Origin of the sequence: Vogesella mureinivorans (genome assembly GCF_007644035.1) — a bacterium.
GTDB classification, from domain to species: Bacteria; Pseudomonadota; Gammaproteobacteria; order Burkholderiales; family Chromobacteriaceae; genus Vogesella; species Vogesella mureinivorans.
The window spans coordinates 1-22,104 of record NZ_VMTV02000663.1 but is presented as its reverse complement, the minus strand read 5'-3'; the positions used below and the strand labels follow the sequence as shown (position 1 = coordinate 22,104).

General features: G+C 59.4%; 19 protein-coding genes, 1 tRNA gene and 1 riboswitch. Of the genes, 16 read left to right on the top strand and 4 right to left on the bottom strand.

What is annotated here, in order from left to right; genetic code table 11:
• Window positions 1–2: 2 nt before the first annotated feature.
• The 9 genes from nuoG to FLQ44_RS17250 are packed head-to-tail and all read left to right on the top strand — an operon-like array spanning window position 3 to window position 10,294.
• Window positions 3–2,363, top strand: coding sequence for an NADH-quinone oxidoreductase subunit NuoG (gene nuoG / locus FLQ44_RS17290; protein WP_147695392.1), 2,361 nt, complete (start codon window positions 3–5; stop codon window positions 2,361–2,363).
• 3 nt (window positions 2,364–2,366) lie between these two features.
• Window positions 2,367–3,413 (top strand): NADH-quinone oxidoreductase subunit NuoH, encoded by a 1,047-nt coding sequence (nuoH, locus tag FLQ44_RS17285; RefSeq protein ID WP_147695391.1) that lies wholly within the window; start codon window positions 2,367–2,369, stop codon window positions 3,411–3,413.
• A gap of 20 nt (window positions 3,414–3,433) precedes the next feature.
• Complete coding sequence (nuoI, locus tag FLQ44_RS17280; RefSeq protein ID WP_206208950.1) at window positions 3,434–3,913, top strand: NADH-quinone oxidoreductase subunit NuoI; 480 nt, start codon at window positions 3,434–3,436, stop codon at window positions 3,911–3,913.
• 9 nt (window positions 3,914–3,922) lie between these two features.
• Window positions 3,923–4,570 (top strand): NADH-quinone oxidoreductase subunit J, encoded by a 648-nt coding sequence (locus tag FLQ44_RS17275; protein WP_017509622.1) that lies wholly within the window; start codon window positions 3,923–3,925, stop codon window positions 4,568–4,570.
• A 22-nt stretch (window positions 4,571–4,592) separates the two neighbouring features.
• A complete protein-coding gene (gene nuoK / locus FLQ44_RS17270; RefSeq protein ID WP_026108088.1) occupies window positions 4,593–4,898 on the top strand; it encodes an NADH-quinone oxidoreductase subunit NuoK in 306 nt (101 codons plus the stop codon).
• A 36-nt stretch (window positions 4,899–4,934) separates the two neighbouring features.
• Window positions 4,935–6,971 carry an NADH-quinone oxidoreductase subunit L gene (gene nuoL, locus FLQ44_RS17265; protein ID WP_147695390.1) on the top strand — a complete coding sequence of 679 codons (2,037 nt, stop codon included), beginning with the start codon at window positions 4,935–4,937 and terminating at the stop codon, window positions 6,969–6,971.
• 40 nt (window positions 6,972–7,011) lie between these two features.
• A complete protein-coding gene (locus FLQ44_RS17260; RefSeq protein WP_026108086.1) occupies window positions 7,012–8,508 on the top strand; it encodes an NADH-quinone oxidoreductase subunit M in 1,497 nt (498 codons plus the stop codon).
• Window positions 8,509–8,527: 19 nt separating this feature from the next.
• Complete coding sequence (gene nuoN / locus FLQ44_RS17255) at window positions 8,528–9,982, top strand: NADH-quinone oxidoreductase subunit NuoN (protein ID WP_147695389.1); 1,455 nt, start codon at window positions 8,528–8,530, stop codon at window positions 9,980–9,982.
• Window positions 9,983–9,997: 15 nt separating this feature from the next.
• Window positions 9,998–10,294, top strand: coding sequence for a DUF2818 family protein (locus FLQ44_RS17250; RefSeq protein WP_147695388.1), 297 nt, complete (start codon window positions 9,998–10,000; stop codon window positions 10,292–10,294).
• 303 nt (window positions 10,295–10,597) lie between these two features.
• Here the strand turns inward: FLQ44_RS17250 and FLQ44_RS17245 are convergent, their stop codons facing one another.
• Window positions 10,598–11,464 carry a lipid A biosynthesis lauroyl acyltransferase gene (locus FLQ44_RS17245; RefSeq protein ID WP_147695387.1) on the bottom strand — a complete coding sequence of 289 codons (867 nt, stop codon included), beginning with the start codon at window positions 11,462–11,464 and terminating at the stop codon, window positions 10,598–10,600.
• A 10-nt stretch (window positions 11,465–11,474) separates the two neighbouring features.
• The gene (locus FLQ44_RS17240) at window positions 11,475–12,356 is read right to left on the bottom strand and encodes a lysophospholipid acyltransferase family protein (protein ID WP_147695386.1); all 882 of its coding nucleotides are present in this window, start codon (window positions 12,354–12,356) and stop codon (window positions 11,475–11,477) included.
• Between the two features lie 67 nt (window positions 12,357–12,423).
• Between FLQ44_RS17240 and metK the strand changes: the two genes are divergently transcribed.
• The 3 genes from metK to metF all read left to right on the top strand — a co-directional run bounded on the left by metK (window position 12,424) and on the right by metF (window position 16,235).
• A complete protein-coding gene (gene metK / locus FLQ44_RS17235; protein ID WP_147695385.1) occupies window positions 12,424–13,593 on the top strand; it encodes a methionine adenosyltransferase in 1,170 nt (389 codons plus the stop codon).
• A gap of 96 nt (window positions 13,594–13,689) precedes the next feature.
• Window positions 13,690–13,755, top strand: a riboswitch (S-adenosyl-L-homocysteine riboswitch).
• 102 nt (window positions 13,756–13,857) lie between these two features.
• On the top strand, window positions 13,858–15,258 hold the full coding sequence (gene ahcY, locus FLQ44_RS17230) for an adenosylhomocysteinase (protein ID WP_147695384.1): 1,401 nt from the start codon (window positions 13,858–13,860) through the stop codon (window positions 15,256–15,258).
• Window positions 15,259–15,398: 140 nt separating this feature from the next.
• Window positions 15,399–16,235 (top strand): methylenetetrahydrofolate reductase [NAD(P)H], encoded by an 837-nt coding sequence (metF, locus tag FLQ44_RS17225; RefSeq protein ID WP_147689003.1) that lies wholly within the window; start codon window positions 15,399–15,401, stop codon window positions 16,233–16,235.
• 49 nt (window positions 16,236–16,284) lie between these two features.
• Here metF and FLQ44_RS17220 read toward each other — a convergent pair whose 3' ends face one another.
• Together FLQ44_RS17220 and FLQ44_RS17215 are read right to left on the bottom strand one after the other, a co-directional pair.
• Window positions 16,285–18,105 (bottom strand): sensor domain-containing diguanylate cyclase, encoded by a 1,821-nt coding sequence (locus tag FLQ44_RS17220; protein WP_170253021.1) that lies wholly within the window; start codon window positions 18,103–18,105, stop codon window positions 16,285–16,287.
• Between the two features lie 115 nt (window positions 18,106–18,220).
• The gene (locus FLQ44_RS17215) at window positions 18,221–18,706 is read right to left on the bottom strand and encodes an Lrp/AsnC family transcriptional regulator (protein ID WP_017509610.1); all 486 of its coding nucleotides are present in this window, start codon (window positions 18,704–18,706) and stop codon (window positions 18,221–18,223) included.
• 356 nt (window positions 18,707–19,062) lie between these two features.
• On the opposite strand from FLQ44_RS17215, the gene hppD reads away from it, so the two are divergent.
• The 4 genes from hppD to FLQ44_RS17195 all read left to right on the top strand — a co-directional run bounded on the left by hppD (window position 19,063) and on the right by FLQ44_RS17195 (window position 22,102).
• Window positions 19,063–20,139, top strand: a complete 1,077-nt coding sequence (gene hppD, locus FLQ44_RS17210) for a 4-hydroxyphenylpyruvate dioxygenase (protein ID WP_147695382.1) — start codon at window positions 19,063–19,065, stop codon at window positions 20,137–20,139.
• 131 nt (window positions 20,140–20,270) lie between these two features.
• The gene (locus FLQ44_RS17205) at window positions 20,271–21,254 is read left to right on the top strand and encodes a fumarylacetoacetate hydrolase family protein (RefSeq protein ID WP_147695381.1); all 984 of its coding nucleotides are present in this window, start codon (window positions 20,271–20,273) and stop codon (window positions 21,252–21,254) included.
• On the top strand, window positions 21,247–21,906 hold the full coding sequence (maiA, locus tag FLQ44_RS17200) for a maleylacetoacetate isomerase (RefSeq protein WP_147695380.1): 660 nt from the start codon (window positions 21,247–21,249) through the stop codon (window positions 21,904–21,906). Before FLQ44_RS17205 ends, maiA begins: the two co-directional genes overlap by 8 nt.
• A gap of 123 nt (window positions 21,907–22,029) precedes the next feature.
• A tRNA-Phe gene (locus tag FLQ44_RS17195) sits at window positions 22,030–22,102 on the top strand.
• Window positions 22,103–22,104: the final 2 nt, after the last annotated feature.

The window sequence follows — 22,104 nt, the reverse complement described above, 5'->3', positions numbered from 1 at the left end:
CGATGCTTGAAATCGAAATCGACGGTAAAAAACTGACAGTCAACCAGGGCAGCACCATTATTGATGCCGCCCATACTGCCGGTACCTACATCCCTCACTTCTGCTACCACAAGAAGCTGTCCATTGCGGCCAACTGCCGCATGTGCCTGGTAGAAGTCGAGAAAGCACCCAAGCCGCTGCCTGCCTGCGCCACGCCGGTAACAGATGGCATGAAAGTGCACACGGCGTCCCCGCTGGCCAAAAAGGCCCAGCAAGGCGTTATGGAATTCCTGCTGATCAACCACCCGCTGGATTGCCCTATCTGCGACCAGGGCGGTGAATGCCAGCTGCAAGATCTGGCCGTGGGCTACGGTAATTCCGGCTCCCGTTACCAGGAAGAAAAGCGTGTTGTGGTAGGCAAAGACATGGGCCCGCTGGTTTCCGCCGAGGAAATGAGCCGCTGCATTCATTGCACCCGCTGCGTACGCTTCACCGACGAAATCGGTGGCTTCCAGGAAATCGGTATGGCTAACCGTAGCGAATTCTCGGAAATCATGCCTTACCTGGGCAAGACCGTGAATTCGGAAATCTCCGGTAACGTGATCGACCTGTGCCCGGTGGGTGCGCTCACTTCCAAACCGTTCCGCTACAGCACCCGTGCCTGGGAGCTGTCGCGTCGCAAGTCGGTGAGCCCGCACGACGGCCTGGGTGCCAACCTGATCGTGCAGGTAAAACAGAACGAAGTCATGCGCGTTCTGCCGCTGGAAAACGAAGCCATCAACGAATGCTGGCTGGCCGACCGTGACCGCTTCTCCTACGAAGGCCTGAACAGCGCCGAGCGTCTGCACAAGCCGATGATCAAGTTCGACGGCAAGTGGCACGAAACCGACTGGCAGACTGCGCTGGAATACGTCGTAAAAGGCCTGAACGGCGTATCTGCCGACCATGGCAAAGACGCTATCGGCTTCCTGACCAGCCCGCACAGCACCACCGAAGAGCTGTACCTGGCTCAGAAGCTGGCGCGTAGCTTCGGCGTAAACAACATCGATGCCGCTCTGCGCCGCAGCGACAGCCGTGTAGCTGCCGCCCAGCAAGGTGCACTGTGGCTGGGCGCCTCCATCACCGAGTTGGCCGCGGCCAAATCGCTGCTGGTCGTGGGCTCCTCGCAGCGCCAGGAACAGCCGCTGCTGGCTTCCCGTATTCGCCAGTCGGTGAAAAAGGGTACCCAGCTGAACGTGATTCACGTGGCGGATGACGAGCTGTTTACCACGCTGCATGCCAAGCTGATCGTCTCCCCGGCTGCGCTGGTGAATGCGCTGGCACAGGTGCTGAAAGCTGCCGTGTCGATCAAGGGTGTGGAAAGCACGCTGGATCTGTCTGCGGCCAACGTTGGCGAGCAGGCGCAAGCCATTGCCGCCAGCCTGTGCGCTACTGACAACGCTGCCGTGATTCTGGGCAACGTGGCGCAGCACCACCCGGCCTTCTCCGAGCTGCTGGCGCTGGCACAAGAGCTGTCCCGCGTGACTGGCGCACGTTTCGGCATTACTGCCGAAGCGGCCAACAGCGTAGGTGCCGACGTAGCGGGTGCGAACCCGGCACGTGGCCCGCTGGGCGCAAGCGTCACCGCTGGCCTGTCTGCTGCCGCCATGCTGGCGGAACCGCGCAAGGCGTACTTCCTGCTGAACACCGAAGTAGAAGCCGACACCTATAACGGCCAGCAAGCCGTTGCCGCCATGAAACAGGCAGCAACCGTGATTGCGCTGACCGCTTACAAAGGTGCCGGCCTGCTGGACTACGCCGACGTACTGCTGCCGGTGGCCCCGTTCTCCGAAACCGCCGGTTCCTTCGTGAACATGGAAGGCAAGCTGCAGAGCTTCAACGGTGTGGTGCGCCCGCAAGGCGAAGCGCGTCCGGCGTGGAAAGTACTGCGCGTGCTGGGCAATATGCTGAGCCTGGACGGCTTCGAGCAGAATTCTGCCGAAGACGTACGCGCCGAGCTGCTGGCCAAGGGTGACATCGCCGCCAAACTGAATAATGCACTGGCTACCACTGCGGCCAACGTGGCTGCACCGGCTGCTGCCGGCCTGGTACGTGTGGGCGAGGTACCGCTGTACCACGCCGACCCGATCTGCCGCCGTGCACCGTCTCTGCAGCAAACCGAAGCCGCCGCTACCCCGGTAGTGCGCGTCAGCCCTGCCGATGCTGCCCGTCTGGGCCTGAACGACGGTGACACCGTTGTGGTAGAGCAGGGTAGTGCCTCGGTAAGCCTGCAAGTACGTGCCGACAAGGCGCTGGCTGAAGGGGTGGTACGCGTTGCTGCGGCTCATCCTGCTACCCAGGCGCTGGCTGGCATGTTCGAACCGATTCAGATCAAGCGAGGTTAATCCATGGAACTTCTGCAAAGTTTGCTGGGTAGCGAGGCCGGTATGGCAGTGTGGACACTGCTGAAAATCCTGGCCATTGTTGCCCCGCTGATGATTGGTGTGGCCTACCTGACGCTCGCAGAGCGCAAGGTGATCGGCTACATGCAGATCCGTATCGGCCCCAACCGCGTCGGCCCGAAAGGGCTGCTGCAGCCACTGGCTGACGGTGTAAAACTGCTGATGAAGGAAATCATCCTGCCGACCCAGTCGAGCAAGGGTCTTTTCCTGCTGGCACCGGTGCTGTCCATCATGCCGGCGCTGGCGGCCTGGGCGGTGATCCCGTTCAACGACACCATGGTGCTGGCCAATATCAACGCTTCGCTGCTGTACATCATGGCCATTACGTCCATGGGTGTGTATGGCGTGATCGTGGCCGGTTGGGCGGGTAACTCCAAGTACTCCTTCCTGGGTGCGCTGCGCTCCTCGGCTCAGATCGTGTCCTACGAACTGGCCATGGGCTTTGCGCTGGTAGGTGTACTGATGGTGTCCAGCAGCCTGAACCTGGTGGATATCGTGAACCAGCAAGGCCAGGGTATGGCCGGTGGCTCGATCTTCTCCTGGAACTGGCTGCCGCTGTTCCCGCTGTTCATCGTGTACCTGGTATCCGGTGTGGCAGAAACCAACCGTGCCCCGTTTGACGTGGCCGAAGGTGAGTCCGAGATCGTGGCCGGTTTCCACGTGGAATACTCCGGCATGGCCTTTGCCATCTTCTTCCTGGCCGAATACGCCAACATGATCCTGGTGGCAGTACTGACTTCGCTGCTGTTCCTGGGTGGCTGGCTGTCGCCGTTCCCGGCGAGCTGGGGCGCGATCGGTGCCTCCAGCATTGTCTGGCTGCTGGTGAAAATGTCCGCGGTACTGTTCTGCTTCCTGTGGTTCCGTGCTACGTTCCCGCGTTATCGCTATGACCAGATCATGCGTCTGGGCTGGAAAGTGTTTATTCCGGTAACGCTGGTGTCGATTCTGGTTCTGGGCGTGTGGATGCTGAGTCCGCTGTCGCTCTGGAAGTGATGGAGTAAAGCATGGAAATGATCCGCAATTTTTTCAAAACCTTCCTGCTGGTTGAACTGGTGCAGGGCTTGATGGTGACGGGTCGTCACTTCTTTGCCCGCAAGATCACCATTCAGTTCCCGGAAGAGAAAACGCCGATTTCACCGCGCTTCCGCGGCCTGCATGCGCAGCGCCGTTACGCCAACGGTGAAGAGCGCTGCATCGCCTGTAAGCTGTGCGAGGCAGTGTGCCCGGCCATGGCCATCACCATCGAGTCCGAACAGCGCGACGACGGCACCCGCCGTACCAGCCGCTACGATATCGACCTGACCAAGTGCATTTTCTGCGGTTTCTGCGAAGAAGCCTGCCCGGTAGATGCCATCGTCGAGACGCATATCTTCGAATATCACGGCGAGAAACGTGGCGATCTGTACTACACCAAACCGATGCTGCTGGCGGTAGGTGACAAGTACGAAGCTGAAATCGCGGCCAACAAGGCCGCCGATGCCAAGTATCGCTAAGGGGGACTCATGAGCTTTCAGGCTGTCGTTTTTTATATTCTGTCGGCGATCCTGATCTTCGCGGGTTTCCGCGTGGTGACGGCTAAAAACCCGGTACATGCTGCACTGTACCTGGTGCTGGCTTTCTTTACTGCGTCCGGCCACTGGCTGCTGCTGCAGGCCGAGTTCCTGGCGATTGCCCTGGTACTGGTCTACGTTGGCGCGGTCATGGTGCTGTTCCTGTTTGTGGTGATGATGCTGGACATCAACGTGGAGAAGCTGCGCGAAGGCTTCTGGCGTCATTTCCCGCAGGCTGCCACCGTGGCGCTGATCATGATGGCCGAGATCGTACTGATCCTGTCCAGCCCGGAAGCACATCTGGCCGATGTGAAACCGGCGGCTGCTGCTGCGGCAGCAGGCGAGATCAGCAACGTGAAGGTGCTGGGTCGTCAGCTTTACACCACATACCTGCTGGCCTTTGAAGCCGCGGCCGTGATCCTGCTGGTAGCCATGGTGGCTGCGATCGGTATCACCATCCGTCAGCGTAAAGACAGCAAGTATGTTGATCCGGGGGTACAAGTACGCGTGCAGAGCAAAGACCGCGTACGTGTCGTGAAAATGGCGGCTACCAAGCGCCAGGACGACGCGGTATCCGATTCTAACGAGCAACAGGCCTGACGGCCGTAGATTGGGAGGACACGTGCTTACACTCACACACTTCCTGGTGCTGGCCGGCATCCTGTTCGCCATCAGCGTACTGGGTATTTTCCTGAACCGGAAAAACCTCATCGTGCTGTTGATGGCCATCGAGCTGATGCTGCTCGCGGTGAACTACAACTTCATCGCTTTCTCGCACTTCCTGTCGGATTCGGCAGGGCAGATTTTCGTCTTCTTCATCCTGACCGTTGCTGCCGCTGAGTCGGCAATCGGTCTGGCTATTCTGGTGGTGCTGTTCCGCAATATGGACACCATCAACGTAGAAGACTTGGGCAGCCTCAAAGGCTAAAGAAACCGGATTTCAATTCTAAAAAGCACGACAAACATGGATATGAAGAGCTTATACCTGCTGATTGCGCTCTCACCTCTGGTGGGGTCGGTCATTGCAGGCCTGTTTGGATGGGCGATTGGTCGCCGTGCTGCTCACGTCGTGACGATTCTCGGCGTGGCAGTATCGGCGGTACTCTCGATTGGCGTACTGAAGGGCTTCCTTGATGGAAGTGCCCAGGTATTCAATGGCCCTGTCTATACCTGGTTGACGGTGAATGGTTTTGAATTCTCTGTCGGCTTCCTGGTGGACTCCCTCACTGCGATGATGCTGGTAGTGGTTACCAGCGTTTCGCTGATGGTGCACATCTACACTATCGGCTACATGCACGAAGACCCGGGTTATCAGCGTTTCTTCAGCTACATCTCGCTGTTTACCTTCTCCATGCTGATGCTGGTGATGTCCAACAACTTCATCCAGCTGTTCTTCGGCTGGGAAGCGGTGGGCCTGGTGTCCTACCTGCTGATCGGTTTCTGGTTCAAGCGCCCTACGGCGACCTTTGCCAACCTGAAAGCGTTCCTGGTAAACCGTGTAGGTGACTTCGGCTTCCTGCTGGGTATCGGTCTGGTCCTGGCGTATTTCGGCGGTTCGCTGAACTACACCGACGTGTTTGCTGCCGCGCCTGCGCTGGCCAGCAAAACCATCCAGATCATCCCGGGTGTGGAATGGTCTTTGCTGACCGTTACCTGCATCCTGCTGTTTGTGGGTGCCATGGGTAAGTCTGCCCAGTTCCCGCTGCACGTGTGGCTGCCGGATTCCATGGAAGGCCCGACCCCGATCTCCGCGCTGATCCACGCTGCCACCATGGTGACAGCCGGTATCTTCATGGTGTCGCGTATGAGCCCGCTGTTCGAGATGTCCGATACCGCACTGAACGTGGTGATGGTAGCCGGCTCGATTACCGCGCTGTTCATGGGTTTCCTGGGCATTGTGCAGAACGACATCAAGCGCGTGGTGGCTTACTCCACCCTGTCGCAGCTGGGTTACATGACCGTTGCACTGGGCGCGTCTGCCTACTCGGTAGCCATGTTCCACGTGATGACCCACGCCTTCTTCAAGGCCCTGCTGTTCCTGGGCGCCGGTTCCGTGATCATGGGCATGCACCATGACCAGGACATGCGCAATATGGGCGGCCTGCGCAAGTACATGCCGATTACCTGGCTGACTTCGCTGCTGGGCTCGCTGGCGCTGATCGGTACCCCGTTCTTCTCCGGCTTCTATTCCAAGGATTCCATCATCCTGGCCGTGCAAGCCAGCAATCTGTCGGCATCGGGCTTTGCCTACTTTGCCGTGATTGCCGGTGTATTCGTTACCGCGTTCTACTCCTTCCGCATGTACTTCCTGGTCTTCCACGGCAAGGAACGCTGGATGGAGGTGAAGCACGATCACCATCATCACGATGATGATCATGGCGACGACCACCACCATGGCCTGGGCCCGAACGACAAACCGCACGAATCGCCATGGGTAGTGACCCTGCCGCTGGTGATGCTGGCGATTCCGTCTGTGCTGATCGGTTTCTTTGCCCTGCACCCGCTGGTCGGTGGCGAGTTCTTCAAAGGCGTGATTTTCACCAACCTGGAAAAACATCCGGGTCTGGAAGCGGCCATGCACCACGCGCATGACGCCGTGGCCATGGGTGCGCATGCCTTCGTCACGCTGCCGTTCTGGTTGGCCGCAGCCGGTGTGGCGCTGGCCTGGTTCTTCTACATGAAGGCGCCGCATATCCCGGCTGCCATCAAGCAGAAGTGCTCCGGCGTACATGCCCTGCTGGAAAACAAATACTACCTGGACGAAATCTATTTCGCCGTGTTCGCCAAAGGCTCCCGTGCGCTGGGTACTTTCTTCTGGAAAGTCGGCGACATGCTGCTGATTGACGGCTTGCTGGTAAACGGCACTGCACGTCTGGTGGGCTACTTCTCCAGCGTGGTTCGCAAGCTGCAAACCGGTTTCATCTATAGCTACGCCGCTGTCATGATTATTGGTGTGCTGGTGCTGATGACTTACTGGTTCAAGCCCCTGATCCTGCGCTAGGGTTGGTTACCGGAATCGATTTAACAAATAGGCTATCTATATGTTTTCTAATCCTTTGAGTCTGGTGATCTGGACTCCGATTGTGGCGGGCCTTCTGGTGCTGGCCACCGGCGGTGACCAGCGTGCCACGCTGGCACGCTGGCTGGCACTGGCCGGTGCCCTGGCGGGGTTCCTGGTATCGCTGCCGCTGTTTACCCAGTTCAACAACCTGCATGGCGGCATGCAGTTTGTTGAAAACCTGCCGTGGATCGAATCCCTCGGGATCCGCTACCACCTGGGCGTAGACGGCATTTCCATGCTGTTTATCGTGCTGAACAGCTTTACCACCCTGATGGTGGTACTGGCTGGCTGGGAAGTTATCCAGAAACGTGCCGGCCACTACATGGCCGCCTTCCTGATCATGTCGGGCCTGATCAACGGTGCCTTTGCGGCACTGGATGCCATCCTGTTCTACGTGTTCTTCGAGGGCATGCTGATCCCTATGTACCTGATCATCGGTATCTGGGGTGGCCCGCGCCGCGTATACGCGTCGGTGAAGTTCTTCCTGTACACCCTGCTGGGTTCCCTGCTGATGCTGGTAGCGTTCATCTACCTGTATTTCCAGGCAGGCAAGACTTTCGAGATCGAAGCCTTCCAGGCGTTGGCCAAGATCCCGCGTGACGTGCAGCTGCTGCTGTTTGTAGCGTTCTTCCTGTCGTTTGCCGTGAAGGTGCCGATGTGGCCAGTCCACACCTGGCTGCCGGATGCCCACGTGGAAGCCCCTACCGGTGGTTCCATGGTGCTGGCTGCCATTACCCTGAAGATCGGTGCCTATGGTTTCCTGCGGTTTGCCCTGCCTATCGTGCCGGATGCTGCGCTGGAAGTAGCCCCGATCATGGTGGGTCTGTCGCTGGTTGCCGTGGTGTATATCGGCCTGGTGGCACTGGTACAAACCGACATGAAAAAGCTGGTGGCGTACTCGTCCATCTCGCACATGGGTTTTGTCACCCTGGGTATGTTCCTGTTTACCGGTAGCCAGATGAATGTCTGGGCGCTGGAAGGCGCGCTGGTGCAGATGGTGTCCCACGGTTTCATCTCCGCCGGCATGTTCTTCTGCATCGGTGTGATGTACGACCGCGTGCATAGCCGCAACATTGCCGACTACGGTGGTGTGGCCAACAAGATGCCGATTTTTGCTGCTTTCATGATGCTGTTTGCCATGTCCAACTCCGGTCTGCCGGCTACCTCCGGTTTCGTCGGTGAGTTCATGGTGATCATGGGCGCGGTACAGGTGAACTTCTGGGTGGCTGCCCTGGCTGCGACTACCCTGATCTTCGGTGCGGCGTACACCCTGTGGATGTACAAGCGCGTGATCTTCGGTGAAGTAGGCAACGACCACGTAGAACACATGCAAGACGTGAACAAGCGCGAGTTCCTGGTGCTGGCCATCCTGGCGCTGGCGGTACTGGGCATGGGTCTGTACCCGCAGCTGTTTGTGGAGAAGATGCACCTCTCCGTAAACGATCTGATTGCGCACGTTGCGCAAAGCAAGCTCTAAGCTTACAAGGACAACGCTAATGAATTGGGCTGATCTCAACCTGATGCCGGCATTGCCCGAGATGTTTCTGCTCGGAGCGGTGCTGTTCATCCTGATGCTTGACCTCTATCTCTCGGATGCCAAACGCGGCATTACCTACGGCCTGTCCCTGCTGACACTGGCGGTAGCTGCGTTCCTGCAGGTATCCACTTTTGAAACTTTCAGCACCATTACCCTCAGCGGTCTGTTTGTCGATGACCCGATGGCGGACATCGTCAAGGTAGCCATGTATGGCGTTACGGCTACCGTGCTGGTTTACACCCGCCAGTATGTAAAAGACCGTGGCCTGTTCAAGGGCGAGTACTACACGCTGACGCTGTTTGCGCTGATGGGCATGAACCTGATGGTATCGGCCGGCAACTTCATCAGCCTGTACATGGGCCTGGAGCTGCTGTCGCTGTCGCTGTGCTCGCTGATTGCCCTGCAACGTGACTCGGCCAAAGCCACTGAAGCCGCGATGAAGTACTTTGTGCTGAGCGCGCTGGCTTCCGGCCTGCTGCTGTACGGTATGTCCATGGTGTACGGTGCTACCGGCACGCTGGACCTGCCTACCGTGGCCAAAGCCATTGCCGGTGGTAGTGCCAACCCGACCCTGATGGTGTTCGGCCTGGTGTTCATCGTGGCGGGTCTGGCGTTCAAACTGGGCGCTGTACCTTTCCACATGTGGGTACCGGACGTTTACCAGGGTTCGCCTACTGCGCTGACGCTGATGATTGGTGCTGCACCCAAGCTGGCTGCCTTCGTGTTTGTCATCCGTATCCTGGTACAGGGTCTGGGTGCCATGGTGGCCGACTGGCAGGGCATGCTGATCATCCTGGCGGTACTGTCCATGGCTATCGGTAACATTACCGCCATTGCACAGACCAACATCAAGCGTATGCTGGCTTACTCCACCATCTCGCACATGGGCTTCCTGCTGCTGGGCCTGATCGCCGGCACGCCGGAAGGCTACGCCTCGGCCTTGTTCTACGCCGTGGTGTACGTACTGACCACGCTGGTGGGCTTTGGCATCCTGCTGGGTCTGTCGCGCGCCGGTTTCGAGTGCGAAACCCTGGACGACCTGAAAGGCCTGAATGGCCGCAACAGCTGGTACGCCTTGCTGATGCTGCTGGCTCTGTTCTCCATGGCCGGTATTCCACCGCTGGCTGGCTTCTACGCCAAGTTTGCCGTGATCCAGGCTATCGTGAACATAAACTTGGTATGGTTGGCCGTGGTGGCCGTGATCATGTCGCTGATTGGTGCCTTCTACTATCTGCGTGCGGTAAAAGTGATGTACTTCGATGAAGTACAAGACAACAGCCCGATCACCATGCCGGTAGACATGAAACTGGTACTGTCGGTAAACGGTATTGCCTTGCTGGTATTGGGCGTGGTGCCGGAACGTTTGGTGGCCATGTGTGTCGAAGCGATGCAACTGTCGCTTCACAGCCTGTAATCAAGGAAACTGTTCGTGGAAACCAGCGTTATCACTCTGCTCGTTCTGGCCTTTATCGCGGCCAACCTGCCATTCGCTACCCAGCGCCTGGCGGGTATCAAGAAACTGGCCAACAAGCATTTTGGCTGGCACTTGCTGGAGCTGGTAGCGCTGTACCTGCTGCTGGGCCTGCTGGCGCGCGTGCTGGAGGGCCGTATCAGCCCGGTGCACGTGCAAAACTGGCAGTTCTACGTGACAACGTTTTCGCTGTTTGTGGTGTTTGCCTTTCCGGGCTTTGTGGCCCGGTACTTCTGGTCGACACGCAGCCACTAAGTTGGCCGCACAGAAAAAGCCCGGCTGCCGGGCTTTTTTCGTTTCTACTTTACTGCCGTATACGTAGTGCTTGGCCTGGATGACATGTGCTGCCAAGGCCTGTGTCTTGCCCTGTGCGGCCAACCTTCGGGCTGTATGGGTAGCGCCTACCTGTGGTCTGCGATACCTGCTTGTGCGTGCTAGCGCGTCGGCTTGCTGCCACGGTGTGGTTGGCCATCTTCTGTTGCAGCTGGCGTGTTATGCGGGTTTGCCCATGAAAAAGCCGCTGCAGGGGCAGCGGCTTTTTCATGCAGGGCAGTGCGTTTAGTAGAAGCGCGCCTCGCCTTGCGGGCGGCTCTTGAAGCGCTTGTGCAGCCAGAAGTACTGTGCAGGCGCTTCGCGGATACGGTCTTCAAGGAAAGCATTCATGCGGCGGGTGTCGGCCATCACATCGTCGGTGGGGTAGTTCTCCCACGCCGGGTAGATGTCCAGCACAAAGCGGCTACCCTCGCGGCGGGCAATGGCCGGTACCACCTTGGCGCGGGCCAGGCCGGCGATGCGCGACAGGCCGGTAATGGTGGCAGCGTCGGTTTCAAAGAATTTCACGAATACCGAGTCGCGTGCGCCAAAGTCCTGGTCCGGCAGATACAGGAAAGGCGTGTGGTCTTTGCGCATGGCCTTGATGATGCTGCGCAGGCTTTCCTGGCGCGACACGATGTAGGCGTTATTGAAGCGGTTACGGCCTTTGTAAAACTGCTCGTCCAGCGTTTTGTTTTTCTGGTGCGCGTACACGCTCACCAGTGGCACTTCCAGGTTCAGGCGATAGGCGCACATCTCGAAGGCAACAAAGTGCGGGTAGAACAGAATCACGTCTTCGCCAGCGTCACGCAGGCGGGTGAGGTGTTCCAGGCCACGGATCTCTACCAGATTGCGCAACCGGTCTGGCGATGACCACCACACCACGCCGTACTCCAGCACCAGCTTCATCATTTCCACAAAGTGGGCGCGTATCAGGGTACGACGCTGCGCCGGGCTCATGTCGGGGAAGCTCAGACGCAGGTTGATCAGCCCCACGCGGCGGCGCTCTTTGGCCAGGGCGTAGGCCAGCTGGCCCAGTAGCCAGGCTAGCGCATGAATCAGGCGCAGGGGGAGTAGGTGAATCAGCCACAACAGGGCCAGGGCGAGTTTCATCAGACAGCTTTCATTCGGAATCGGGGGCAGGCGCACCAGCAGGGCGCTTGTAACGGTTGTAGCTCCACAAGTACTGGGCAGGCCAGCGGCGGATCAGGCTTTCTACTTCGGCATTCAGGATGGCGCCATCCTGCTGCTTGTCGCCGGTAAACGGCACGCTTTGTGGCTGGATGTGCACGGCAAAACCCTGGCCATCAGGCAGGCGCTCGCCGGTAAACCACAGCACGGCCACGTCCTGCATCTGGGCTAGGCGCGGCAGCAGGCTCATGGTAAAAGCAGGCTGGCCGAAGAACGGTGCCCAGATGCCTTCGCCGCTGCCGGGTACCTGGTCTGGCAGGATGATGGTGGCTTCACCCGACTTCAATGCTTTCATCAGGATGCGTACGCCGGCGCCGGTAGCGGGGGCGGTTTTGGCACCCCCACGCGCCCGGCCTTCGTTCATGATCGGGTCCAGCCAGGCCAGCTTGGGTGGTTTGTACATGGCGGTCAGCGGGAAGGGCAGGCGGGCACTGAGATAGCGCCCGGCAATATCGTAGCTGCCCAGATGCGGCGTGACAAAGATCAGCCCCTTGCCTGCGGCCAACGCTGCCTCGACGTGCTCCCAGCCATGGCATTGCTTGACCAGCGATACCATGTAGTCCGGCTCGCGGCACCAGGCGATCGATAACTCCAGCATGCCTTTACCGGTTTCTGCGGCAGACTGTTTGACGAGGGCTTGATAAAGCTGATAACTTCCAGCGATTTTACTCGTGGCTAGGTTCTCGCGTATGCGCGAGCGCACACGGGGTGACGCATAATAAAGCATTCGCCCGAGCAGGCTGCCCAAGGCGTGCAACACAGGCAGTGGCAGGGACGCGAGTGCCTGCAGTATGAAACGTGCGAGTCGGGTCATGGGCTTGTACGCTAACGAAACGCGCTATTTTACCTTAACTCACTGGCCATTATCTGGAACGAAGACAATGAGCGAATATCTCTTTACCTCTGAATCGGTCTCGGAAGGTCACCCGGACAAAGTAGCGGACCAGATTTCCGATGCGATTCTGGACGCCATCCTGACCCAGGACAAATACGCCCGCGTAGCGGCCGAGACGCTGGTGAACACCGGCCTGGCCGTACTGGCCGGCGAAATCACCACCACGGCCAACGTGGACTACATCAAGATCGCGCGTGAAACCATCAAGCGCATCGGCTACGACAGCTCCGAAATGGGCTTCGACTACAACGGTTGCGCCGTAATGGTGTGCTACGACAAGCAGTCGCCGGACATCGCCCAGGGCGTGAACGAAGGCCAGGGCCTGGACCTGGAACAAGGCGCTGGCGACCAGGGCCTGATGTTTGGCTACGCGTGCGACGAAACCCCGACCCTGATGCCGTTCCCTATCTACTACGCCCACCGTCTGGTACAGCGCCAGGCCGAGCTGCGTAAGGATGGCCGCCTGCCGTGGCTGCGCCCGGATGCCAAGAGCCAGATCACCTGCGTGTACGATAGCGCTACCGGCCTGCCCAAGCGCATCGACACCGTGGTGCTGTCTACCCAGCACCACCCGGATGTGGACTACGACACCCTGCGTGAAGCCGTGATCGAGCAGATCGTCAAGCCGGTACTGCCGCCGGAGATGCTCACCGCGGAAACCAAATACCTGATCAACCCGACCGGCCGCTTTGTTATCGGTGGCCCGCAAGGCGACTGCGGCCTGACAGGCCGCAAGATCATCGTGGATACCTACGGTGGTGCCGCACCGCACGGCGGTGGCGCGTTCTCCGGTAAAGACCCGTCCAAGGTAGACCGCTCCGCCGCCTACGCTTGCCGCTACGTGGCCAAGAACATCGTAGCCGCCGGTCTGGCGCGCCAGTGCCAGGTACAGGTTTCCTACGCCATCGGCGTGGCGCAGCCTACCTCCATCGCCGTGGACACCTTTGGTACCAACGTGATCCCGAACGAGCAAATCGTCGAGCTGGTAAAACAGCACTTCGACCTGCGCCCGAAAGGCATCGTGCAGATGCTGGATCTGCTGCGCCCGATCTACGCCAAAACCGCCGCTTACGGCCACTTTGGCCGCGAAGAGCCGGAGTTCACCTGGGAGCGTACCGACAAGGTAGAAGCGCTGCGCGCTGCTGCCGGCCTGTAAGCCAGCCCCGTGAGACAAAAAGCCCCGCAAGGGGCTTTTTGTTTTTCTGGCGCGAATTGCGGCCAACCTTTTAACGATCTTCTGCCATAATGTCGATATTCCGGGGAGCGCTGCGAGGCTAGGCCCCAGGCCCGGAACAGTTCAAAACGGCGCTCACCTGCTTGTTCATCGGCCACCCTACCGGGTCGCCGGAATAACCCGTGCCGGGCACGGGATGCGCGGGTGAGCCATCCCTCCCGGCCTTCGTGATAAAGGATTTGCACGATGGCTGACTTCAACGACTACGTTGTTGCCGATATCAACCTGGCCGCCTGGGGCCGCAAAGAACTGAACATTGCCGAAACCGAAATGCCGGGTCTGATGGCAATTCGCGAGCAGTTCAAGGATGCACAGCCGCTGCGCGGCGCGCGCATCGCCGGTAGCCTGCACATGACCGTACAGACTGCCGTGCTGATTGAAACCCTCACTGCGCTGGGTGCCGACGTACGCTGGGCATCGTGCAACATCTTCTCCACACAAGACCACGCCGCTGCCGCCATCGCCGCTGCCGAAATCCCGGTATTCGCCTTCAAGGGCGAGAGCCTGGACGAGTACTGGGAATTCAGCCACAAGATTTTCGAATGGCCGGAAAACCAGCCAGCCAACATGATTCTGGACGACGGCGGCGACGCCACCCTGCTGCTGATGCTGGGCAGCAAGGCCGAGAAAGACATCAGCGTGGTGGCGAACCCTACCAACGACGAAGAAATCGCCCTGTACGCCGCCATCAAGCGCTACCTGGCCATCGACCCGCAGTGGTACTCCAAGCGCCTGCAACACATCCAGGGCGTAACCGAAGAAACCACCACCGGCGTACACCGCCTGTACCAGCTGGAAAAAGACGGCGCGCTGCCGTTCCCGGCGTTCAACGTGAACGACTCGGTGACCAAGTCCAAGTTTGACAACCTGTACGGCTGCCGCGAATCGCTGGTAGACGGCATCAAGCGCGCTACCGACGTGATGATCGCCGGTAAAGTGGCCGTGGTACTGGGCTACGGCGACGTGGGCAAGGGCTGCGCGCAAAGCCTGCGTGGCTTGGGTGCCACGGTATGGGTAACCGAAATCGACCCGATCTGCGCACTGCAAGCTGCCATGGAAGGCTACCGCGTGGTACGCATGGACGAAGTGTGCGACCAGGCCGATATTTTTGTTACCACCACCGGTAACGTAGGCGTGATCACCCACGACCACATGGCCCGCATGCGCAACAACGCCATCGTGTGCAACATCGGCCACTTCGACAGCGAAATCGAAGTCGCCAGCCTGCGCCAGTACCAGTGGGACAACATCAAGCCGCAGGTAGACCACATTGTCTTCCCGGACGGCAAACGCATCATCCTGCTGGCCGAAGGCCGCCTGGTCAACCTGGGTTGCGCTACCGGCCACCCAAGCTTCGTGATGTCCAACTCGTTTACCAACCAGGTACTGGCGCAGATCGAGATCTTCGCCAACCCGGGCAAATACGACAGCAAAGTGTATGTACTGCCGAAGCACCTGGACGAGATGGTAGCCCGCCTGCACCTGGAGCGCATCGGTGCCCGCCTGACCGAGCTGAGCGACCAGCAAGCGGCCTACATCAGCGTGCCGAAAGAAGGCCCATATAAGCCGGCACACTATCGTTATTGATATTTGATGTCGGTATGGAACGGGCAGGGCAGTAAAATGACCTGCCCGTTTTTGCGGCCAACGTTGGCCGCACCCCGTCAGCGGCGACAGACCGGCACGGGTAGCCAGGGTTCATCACAGACTATTAGCTAGAGTTCGCCATGACAGAACGTAACCGTACTTTCAGTTTCGAGTTTTTCCCGCCGCGCACGCCAGAGGGCGTGGCCAAGCTGCGCACCACGCGCCAGCAGCTGGCGCAGTTCAACCCCGAATTTTTCTCCGTGACCTTTGGTGCCGGCGGCACCACGCGTGACGGTACGCTGTCCACCGTGCTGGAGATCCGCAACGAAGGCTACGCGGCAGCACCGCACCTGTCCTGCATCGGCTCCACCCGCGACAATATCCGCGCCATCCTCAACGAATACCGCAACCACGGTATCCGCCATATCGTGGCGCTGCGCGGCGACATGCCGTCTGGCATGGTAGAGGCGGGCGAATTCCGCTACGCCAACGAGCTGGTGGCCTTTATCCGCGAAGAGCACGGCGACCACTTTCATATCGAGGTGGCGGCCTATCCGGAATTCCACCCGCAGGCCAAGTCGGCCGAAGACGACATCAACAACTTTGTGCGCAAGGTAAAAGCCGGCGCCAATTCGGCCATGACGCAGTATTTCTTTAACGCCGACGCCTACTTCCGCTTTGTGGACGAGGCGCAGGCGCGTGGCGTGGATATCCCCATCGTGCCGGGCATCATGCCGATCGCCAACTTCGGCCAACTGTGCCGCTTCTCGGATATGTGTGGTGCCGAAGTGCCGCGTTGGCTGCGCTTGCGCATGCAGGCCTATATGGACGACAGCGCGTCCATTCGCGCCTTGGGGCTGGATGTGGTGACCGAGCTATGCGACCGCCTGCTGGCTAACGGCGCGCCCGGCCTGCACTTTTACACGCTGAATCAGGCCGGTACCGTGTCCACTATCTGGCAGCGCCTGGGGCTGTAAGCACCGGCTGTACCGATAAACCCCCCGTAGCGTGGCTGCCGGGGGTTTTTTATGCCGGTGAGCCCTTGCCATGGCTGGCGCTGATTACGCGGTGACGCCCCAGTTGTTTGGCTTGGTACAGGCACTGTGCCGCCGCTTCTTGTAGTGCGCCATCGCTGTCGTGCCGTGCGGTATCCAGGCTGGCCACCCCGATGCTGGCGGTCACGCAGGTAGACACGCTGGAGCTGATATGCGGTATGCCCAGCTGCCAGATGGCTAGCCGCAGGTTTTCGGCCAGGCGGTAGGCGCTGGCTGCATCGGTACCCGGCAGCAGCAGGCCAAACTCGTCCCCGCCCAGGCGGGCTAGTACAGCTTGCCCGTTGGCGTGCTGCTGCATCAGCCCCGCCAGGCGTATCAGGCATTGGTCACCTTCCAGGTGGCCAAAGCAGGCGTTGTAGTCGTTAAAAGCATCGATATTGATGAGAAGCAGGGAAAGCGCCTGGCTGCCGTCTTTGCTCTGTGTGTAGTGCTTTGCCAGCTGCTGGCGAAAAACCTTGCGGTTGGCTAGCCCGGTCAGGCCATCGATATTCACCATGCCATCCAGCTTTTCGTGTGCCAACGTCAGCGCCTGGCGTGTGACATCGTGTGCTTGCCGGTATTGGCGCTGCAACAGGGTGTGGCACAGCATTTCGCTGAATAGCCGCATCAGGGTGAGCTCTTTGTCCAGCCAGTCGCGCTTTTGCAATACGCTGTCGCAGCCAAAGAACCCCAGTACCTGGCCTTGGTACGACAGGGTCAGCACGGCAATGCTCTGTATGCCGTGGGCGGCAAAGCGCATGCGTTCGTTGTGGCCTTCTGGTGGCATATCGTCCAGCTGGCTTAAGGCCACCAGGTGCTGCTTGATCAGCTGTGGCACAAACCAGGCAGACTCCTGCAACGGGTAGTTCTCGTATTGCTGTGCTGTGCTGGGAATGCCGGCGCGGCACCATTCCTGGGTGTGATGGATGCGCAGTGACGGTGCTACCTTGAACAGGTAGCAGCGGTCTACCTCCAGCAGGTTGCCTATGCGCGACAGGGCAATGGCAATTTCCCCTTCGATATCGGCGTGGTCCAGCTGTATCAGCCGGCTGGACATTTCCGAGACCATCTGGTGAAAGCGTGATAGCTGGTCCAGCTCGGCGGTACGCATGGCCAGCAGGCTGGATAGGTGGTCGCGCTGCTGCGTGAGCTCATAGCATGTTTGCCGGCTGTGCTGCAGCTGTGCGTCGGCTTGTTTCTCGTAGGCCAGCAGTGTCTGGCCCAGGGCGTCGATTTCGTTTTGTGCCACGATCTGCCCGCCATGCCCCGGGTGATGCCAGCGGGCTGCCAGCGCGGCAACCGGTGCCAGCACCTTGCGCCGCAGGTAGCGCCGCGTCAGCCACACCAAAAGCAGCATGGCCAGCACCAGCTCGGCTATGGCCAGGGCAATGTCTTGCCACAGCCGGTACTCCAGGCTGCGCAGTGACAGGCTAAGGCGCAGGGTGCCCAGTGGCTGGTCGCCCGTGCCTGCCGACTGTACCGGTAGCTCGATACGATGGCTGGCCGGTAGCGTGCTGGGCAGCGCCAGATGAACCTGGCCACGGGTATTGAGCAGGCTCACCTCGGCCACGCCATCCAGGCTCTGTATGCCTTGCAGCAGCTTTTTCTCCATGGCCGGGTCCACATCCCACACGCTTTGTGCCAATAGCGGCATGAATTGCTGCTGTACCTGCTGTGGTATGCGCTGCAGCAGCTGTTGTTGTAGCTGGCTGCCCAGATAGAAACGCACGCCTGCCACCAGCAGGCAGCAGGTAAAGCTGGCGAGCAGCGCGTGGATAAGCCACTGCGGGATGAGCGGTTTGACAAGTTTCAAGGCAGGCATTCCAAGAGGATATCGCTGCACTATAGGCAGTTGCAGGGGGCTTGAACAGCGTAGCGCGGGCGTGAAAAAGGCAGCCCGCAGGCTGCCTTGGCAAACAGGGCCGGTTTTATTGGCCCAGATGGTAGATGGGCAACGAAGTGGTCTGTTTGAACTCTTTCAGTACAAAGCTGGATTTCACGTCTTCCACGCCGGGCTGCTGCAACAGCTCGTCCATGACAAAGCGGGAAAAGTGCTGCAGGTCTTCAAAGTACACCTGTAGCAGGTAGTCCATCTCGCCCGTCATCGCGTAGCAGTTCACTACCTCTGGCCAGCGTTGTACCGCTTCCATAAAGCTGGTCAGATGCGCGCTGCCACCACGCTTTTCCAGTGATACGCGTACGAAAGCCTGCAGGCCCAAGCCCAGTTTGGCAGGGTCGAGCAGGGCGACGTATTGGCGGATCACGCCAGATTCTTCCAGCTGTTTCAGCCGGCGCAGGCACGGGGAGGGTGACAGGGCAACTTTCTCGGCAAGTTCGACGTTGGTCAGACGTCCATTGGCTTGCAGGGCTGCCAACATTTTGATGTCGGTCTTGTCCAGGTTGGCCGTAAGCATGTTATCTCCTGATTTGGGGTTTGCTCTGGAATTTTGTTTTATGTTTTTTACTTTCTCGGCACTATATCGCAAGAAAATTGCCAGCAAGTTTACTTAGAATAAAGCGCCTGAGCCAGACATTTTACACGGTGGCAGCAGATCACCGCAGGCTGAGTGAATAAGAGGAGACGCCCGTAGCCCGTAGAGCAGGCTATAGGCAGACAATTCGGGCATTTTCACGCTGGCGACCAGACCAGCGGCATGGTGCTGTGTTGTATTTTCATCTCCCGCTCTGCCCTGGCGCACCCGTGTGACTGGCACGTCGCTGCAATACCCTACAGAGAAGCAGGCCGTACAGGCCGCAAGAGGAGAGAGAGATGAAAATGGAACATCAGCTGATGAACCCGCTGGCTACCGATGGTTTCGAGTTCGTGGAATACACCGCCCCGGATGCCGAGGGCGTAGAGAAGCTCAAAGCGCTGTTTCTGTCCCTGGGCTTTATCGAAGTAGCCCGCCATCGCAGCAAAAACGTTAGCCTGTTCCGCCAGGGCGACATCAACTTCATCCTGAACGCCGAGCGCAGCCAGCCGGCTGCCGAGTTTGCCCATGCCCACGGCCCGTCGGCTTGCGCCATGGCCTGGCGCGTGCAAGACGCCGCCAAGGCCTACGAGTACGCACTGGCCCACGGCGCCACCCCGTACACCCGCCCGGTAGGCGCCATGGAGCTGAACATCCCGGCGGTGGAAGGCATCGGCGGTTCGGCGCTGTACTTTGTGGACCGCTACGGCCACGACAAGAACATCTACGATATCGACTTCGTGCCGCTGGCAGGCGTAGAGCAATACCCGGCTGGTGTGGGCCTGAAAGTCATCGACCACCTGACCCACAACGTGGTGCGCGGCAATATGGAAAAGTGGGGCGGCTTCTACGAGAACATCGCCAACTTCAAGGAAATCCGCTATTTCGATATCGAAGGCAAGCTCACCGGCCTGGTGTCCAAAGCCATGACCAGCCCGTGTGGCAAAATCCGCATTCCGATCAACGAGTCGTCCGACGACAAGAGCCAGATCGAAGAATTCCTGCGCCAGTACAACGGCGAAGGCATCCAGCACATCGCGCTGACCACCGAAAACATCTACGAAACCGTGGAAACGCTGAAAGCACGCGGTACCCGCTTCCTGGATACCCCGGACACCTACTACGCCAAGGTGGACCAGCGCGTGCCAGACCATGGCGAAGACCTGGCCCGCCTGCAGAAAAACAGCATCCTGATCGACGGTGCACCGGTAGAAGGTATCCTGCTGCAAATCTTTACCGAAACCGTGATCGGCCCCATTTTCTTCGAGATCATCCAGCGCAAGGGCAACGAAGGCTTTGGCGAAGGTAACTTCCGCGCGCTGTTCGAATCCATCGAAGAAGACCAGATCCGCCGCGGCGTACTGAAGGCCGACTAAGCCCACGCCACCGTAGCGCGGCAATGGATTGCACACCGCGCGCCGCCGCTATGGTAGCCGGCTATATATAAGGTTGGCCGCAGCCCATGCTGCGGCCAACGCATATCGATACTGCAAGACGAGACACACACATGAAACTCGCTACCTATCAGAACCAGACCCGCGACGGCCAGCTGCTGGTTGTCAGCCGCGACCTCACCCGCGCCGTGGCCGTGCCAAACATTGCGGCCAACCTGCAGGCCGCGCTGGATAACTGGGCGCAGGCCGAGCCCAAGCTGCAAGAAGTGTACGCCGCGCTGAATCAGGGCGAGGTAGCCGGCGAATTTGCCTTCGACCAGGCGCGCTGCCACAGCCCGCTGCCACGTGCCTACCAATGGGCAGACGGCTCTGCCTACCTGAACCACGTCGAGCTGGTGCGCAAGGCGCGTGGCGCCGAGGTACCGGCAAGCTTTTATACCGACCCGCTGATGTACCAGGGTGGCTCCGACGCCTTCTTGCCACCGCGTGCCGGCATCCCGCTGCGCGACGCAGCCTGGGGGCTGGATTTCGAGGGCGAAGTGGCGGTGATTACCGGTGATGTGCCGCTGGGTGCCGACGCTGCCGAGTGCGCCAAGCACATCCGCCTGCTGATGCTGGTGAACGACGTGACCCTGCGTAACCTCATCCCCAACGAGCTGGCCAAGGGCTTTGGTTTCTTCCAGAGCAAGCCCGCCACCGCCTTCTCGCCAGTGGCTGTGACCCCGGACGAGCTGGGCGACGCCTGGCAAGACGGCAAAGTCCATCTGCCACTGCTAGTGGATTACAACAAGGCCTTTTACGGCAAGCCGAACGCTGGTGTGGAAATGCAGTTCAACTTTCCGCAACTGGTGGCCCATGTATCGAAAACGCGCGAGCTGGTGGCGGGCAGCATCATCGGCTCTGGCACTATCTCCAACCACGATCGCAGCGTAGGCAGCTGCTGCCTGGCCGAACAGCGCATGATCGAGATCATCGATACTGGCGCGGCCGTCACCCCGTTCATGAAACTGGGCGATAGCGTGCGCATCGAGATGAAAGACGCCGCCGGCCACAGCATTTTCGGCGCTATCGAACAAACCGTGGTGCCGCATGGCTGATGCGGCCAACGTTGGCCGTACCCTGTACGGCTACTTCCGCTCCTCCGCCGCCTACCGCGTACGCATTGCCCTCAACCTGAAAGGGCTGGCGTACCGGCAGGCGCCGGTCAGCCTGGTCAAAGCCGAGCAGCGCAGCGCCGACTTTCTGGCACTGAACCCGCAAGGACTGGTGCCAGCGCTGCAGGATGGCGAGGTGCTGCTGACGCAGTCTCTGGCCATCTGCGAATACCTGGACGAAGCCTACCCGGATACCGTGCAGCTACTACCCGCCGACCCGGTACTACGTGCGCGCGTCCGAGCCGTCGCCCAGGCCATCGCCTGCGACATCCACCCGGTAAATAACCTGCGCATCCTGAACTACCTCAAGAACGAGCTAGCCGCGCCCGACGATGTGCGTAATGCTTGGTACCGGCACTGGGTGGCAGAAGGCTTTGCCGCGCTGGAGCAGCAGCTGGCGGCCAGTGCCGGGCAGCATTGCTTTGGCGATAGCATCACCCTGGCCGATGCCTGCCTGCTGCCGCAGGTATTCAATGCCCAGCGTTTTCAAGTAGATATGGCCGCCTTTCCACTGCTCAGCCGCCTTGCGGCCAACCTTGAAGCCCTGCCTGCCTTTGCTGACGCCCACCCGTCCAGGCAGGCGGATGCCACCTGATTGGTCTCAGTGTGTAAGCTAAAACCGCCGAAAAGGCGGTTTTTTCATAAAAAAGCTTGACGCCTTATGCGGCTTTTGATTTAATGCGTGTCTCTGATGCAGCACGCAAGTGTTGAGCAAGAAGGCCAATTAGCTCAGTTGGTAGAGCAACGGATTGAAAATCCGTGTGTCCTTGGTTCGATTCCGAGATTGGCCACC

Excerpts from the sequence above, each read along its gene's own strand:
- nuoG (WP_147695392.1), top strand. The coding sequence starts at position 3 with ATGCTTGAAATCGAAATCGACGGTAAAAAACTGACAGTCAACCAGGGC.
- nuoH (WP_147695391.1), top strand. The coding sequence starts at position 2,367 with ATGGAACTTCTGCAAAGTTTGCTGGGTAGCGAGGCCGGTATGGCAGTG.
- FLQ44_RS17275 (WP_017509622.1), top strand. The coding sequence starts at position 3,923 with ATGAGCTTTCAGGCTGTCGTTTTTTATATTCTGTCGGCGATCCTGATC.
- nuoL (WP_147695390.1), top strand. The coding sequence starts at position 4,935 with ATGGATATGAAGAGCTTATACCTGCTGATTGCGCTCTCACCTCTGGTG.
- FLQ44_RS17260 (WP_026108086.1), top strand. The coding sequence starts at position 7,012 with ATGTTTTCTAATCCTTTGAGTCTGGTGATCTGGACTCCGATTGTGGCG.
- nuoN (WP_147695389.1), top strand. The coding sequence starts at position 8,528 with ATGAATTGGGCTGATCTCAACCTGATGCCGGCATTGCCCGAGATGTTT.
- FLQ44_RS17245 (WP_147695387.1), bottom strand. The coding sequence starts at position 11,464 with ATGAAACTCGCCCTGGCCCTGTTGTGGCTGATTCACCTACTCCCCCTG.
- FLQ44_RS17240 (WP_147695386.1), bottom strand. The coding sequence starts at position 12,356 with ATGACCCGACTCGCACGTTTCATACTGCAGGCACTCGCGTCCCTGCCA.
- metK (WP_147695385.1), top strand. The coding sequence starts at position 12,424 with ATGAGCGAATATCTCTTTACCTCTGAATCGGTCTCGGAAGGTCACCCG.
- ahcY (WP_147695384.1), top strand. The coding sequence starts at position 13,858 with ATGGCTGACTTCAACGACTACGTTGTTGCCGATATCAACCTGGCCGCC.
- metF (WP_147689003.1), top strand. The coding sequence starts at position 15,399 with ATGACAGAACGTAACCGTACTTTCAGTTTCGAGTTTTTCCCGCCGCGC.
- FLQ44_RS17215 (WP_017509610.1), bottom strand. The coding sequence starts at position 18,706 with ATGCTTACGGCCAACCTGGACAAGACCGACATCAAAATGTTGGCAGCC.
- hppD (WP_147695382.1), top strand. The coding sequence starts at position 19,063 with ATGAAAATGGAACATCAGCTGATGAACCCGCTGGCTACCGATGGTTTC.
- FLQ44_RS17205 (WP_147695381.1), top strand. The coding sequence starts at position 20,271 with ATGAAACTCGCTACCTATCAGAACCAGACCCGCGACGGCCAGCTGCTG.
- maiA (WP_147695380.1), top strand. The coding sequence starts at position 21,247 with ATGGCTGATGCGGCCAACGTTGGCCGTACCCTGTACGGCTACTTCCGC.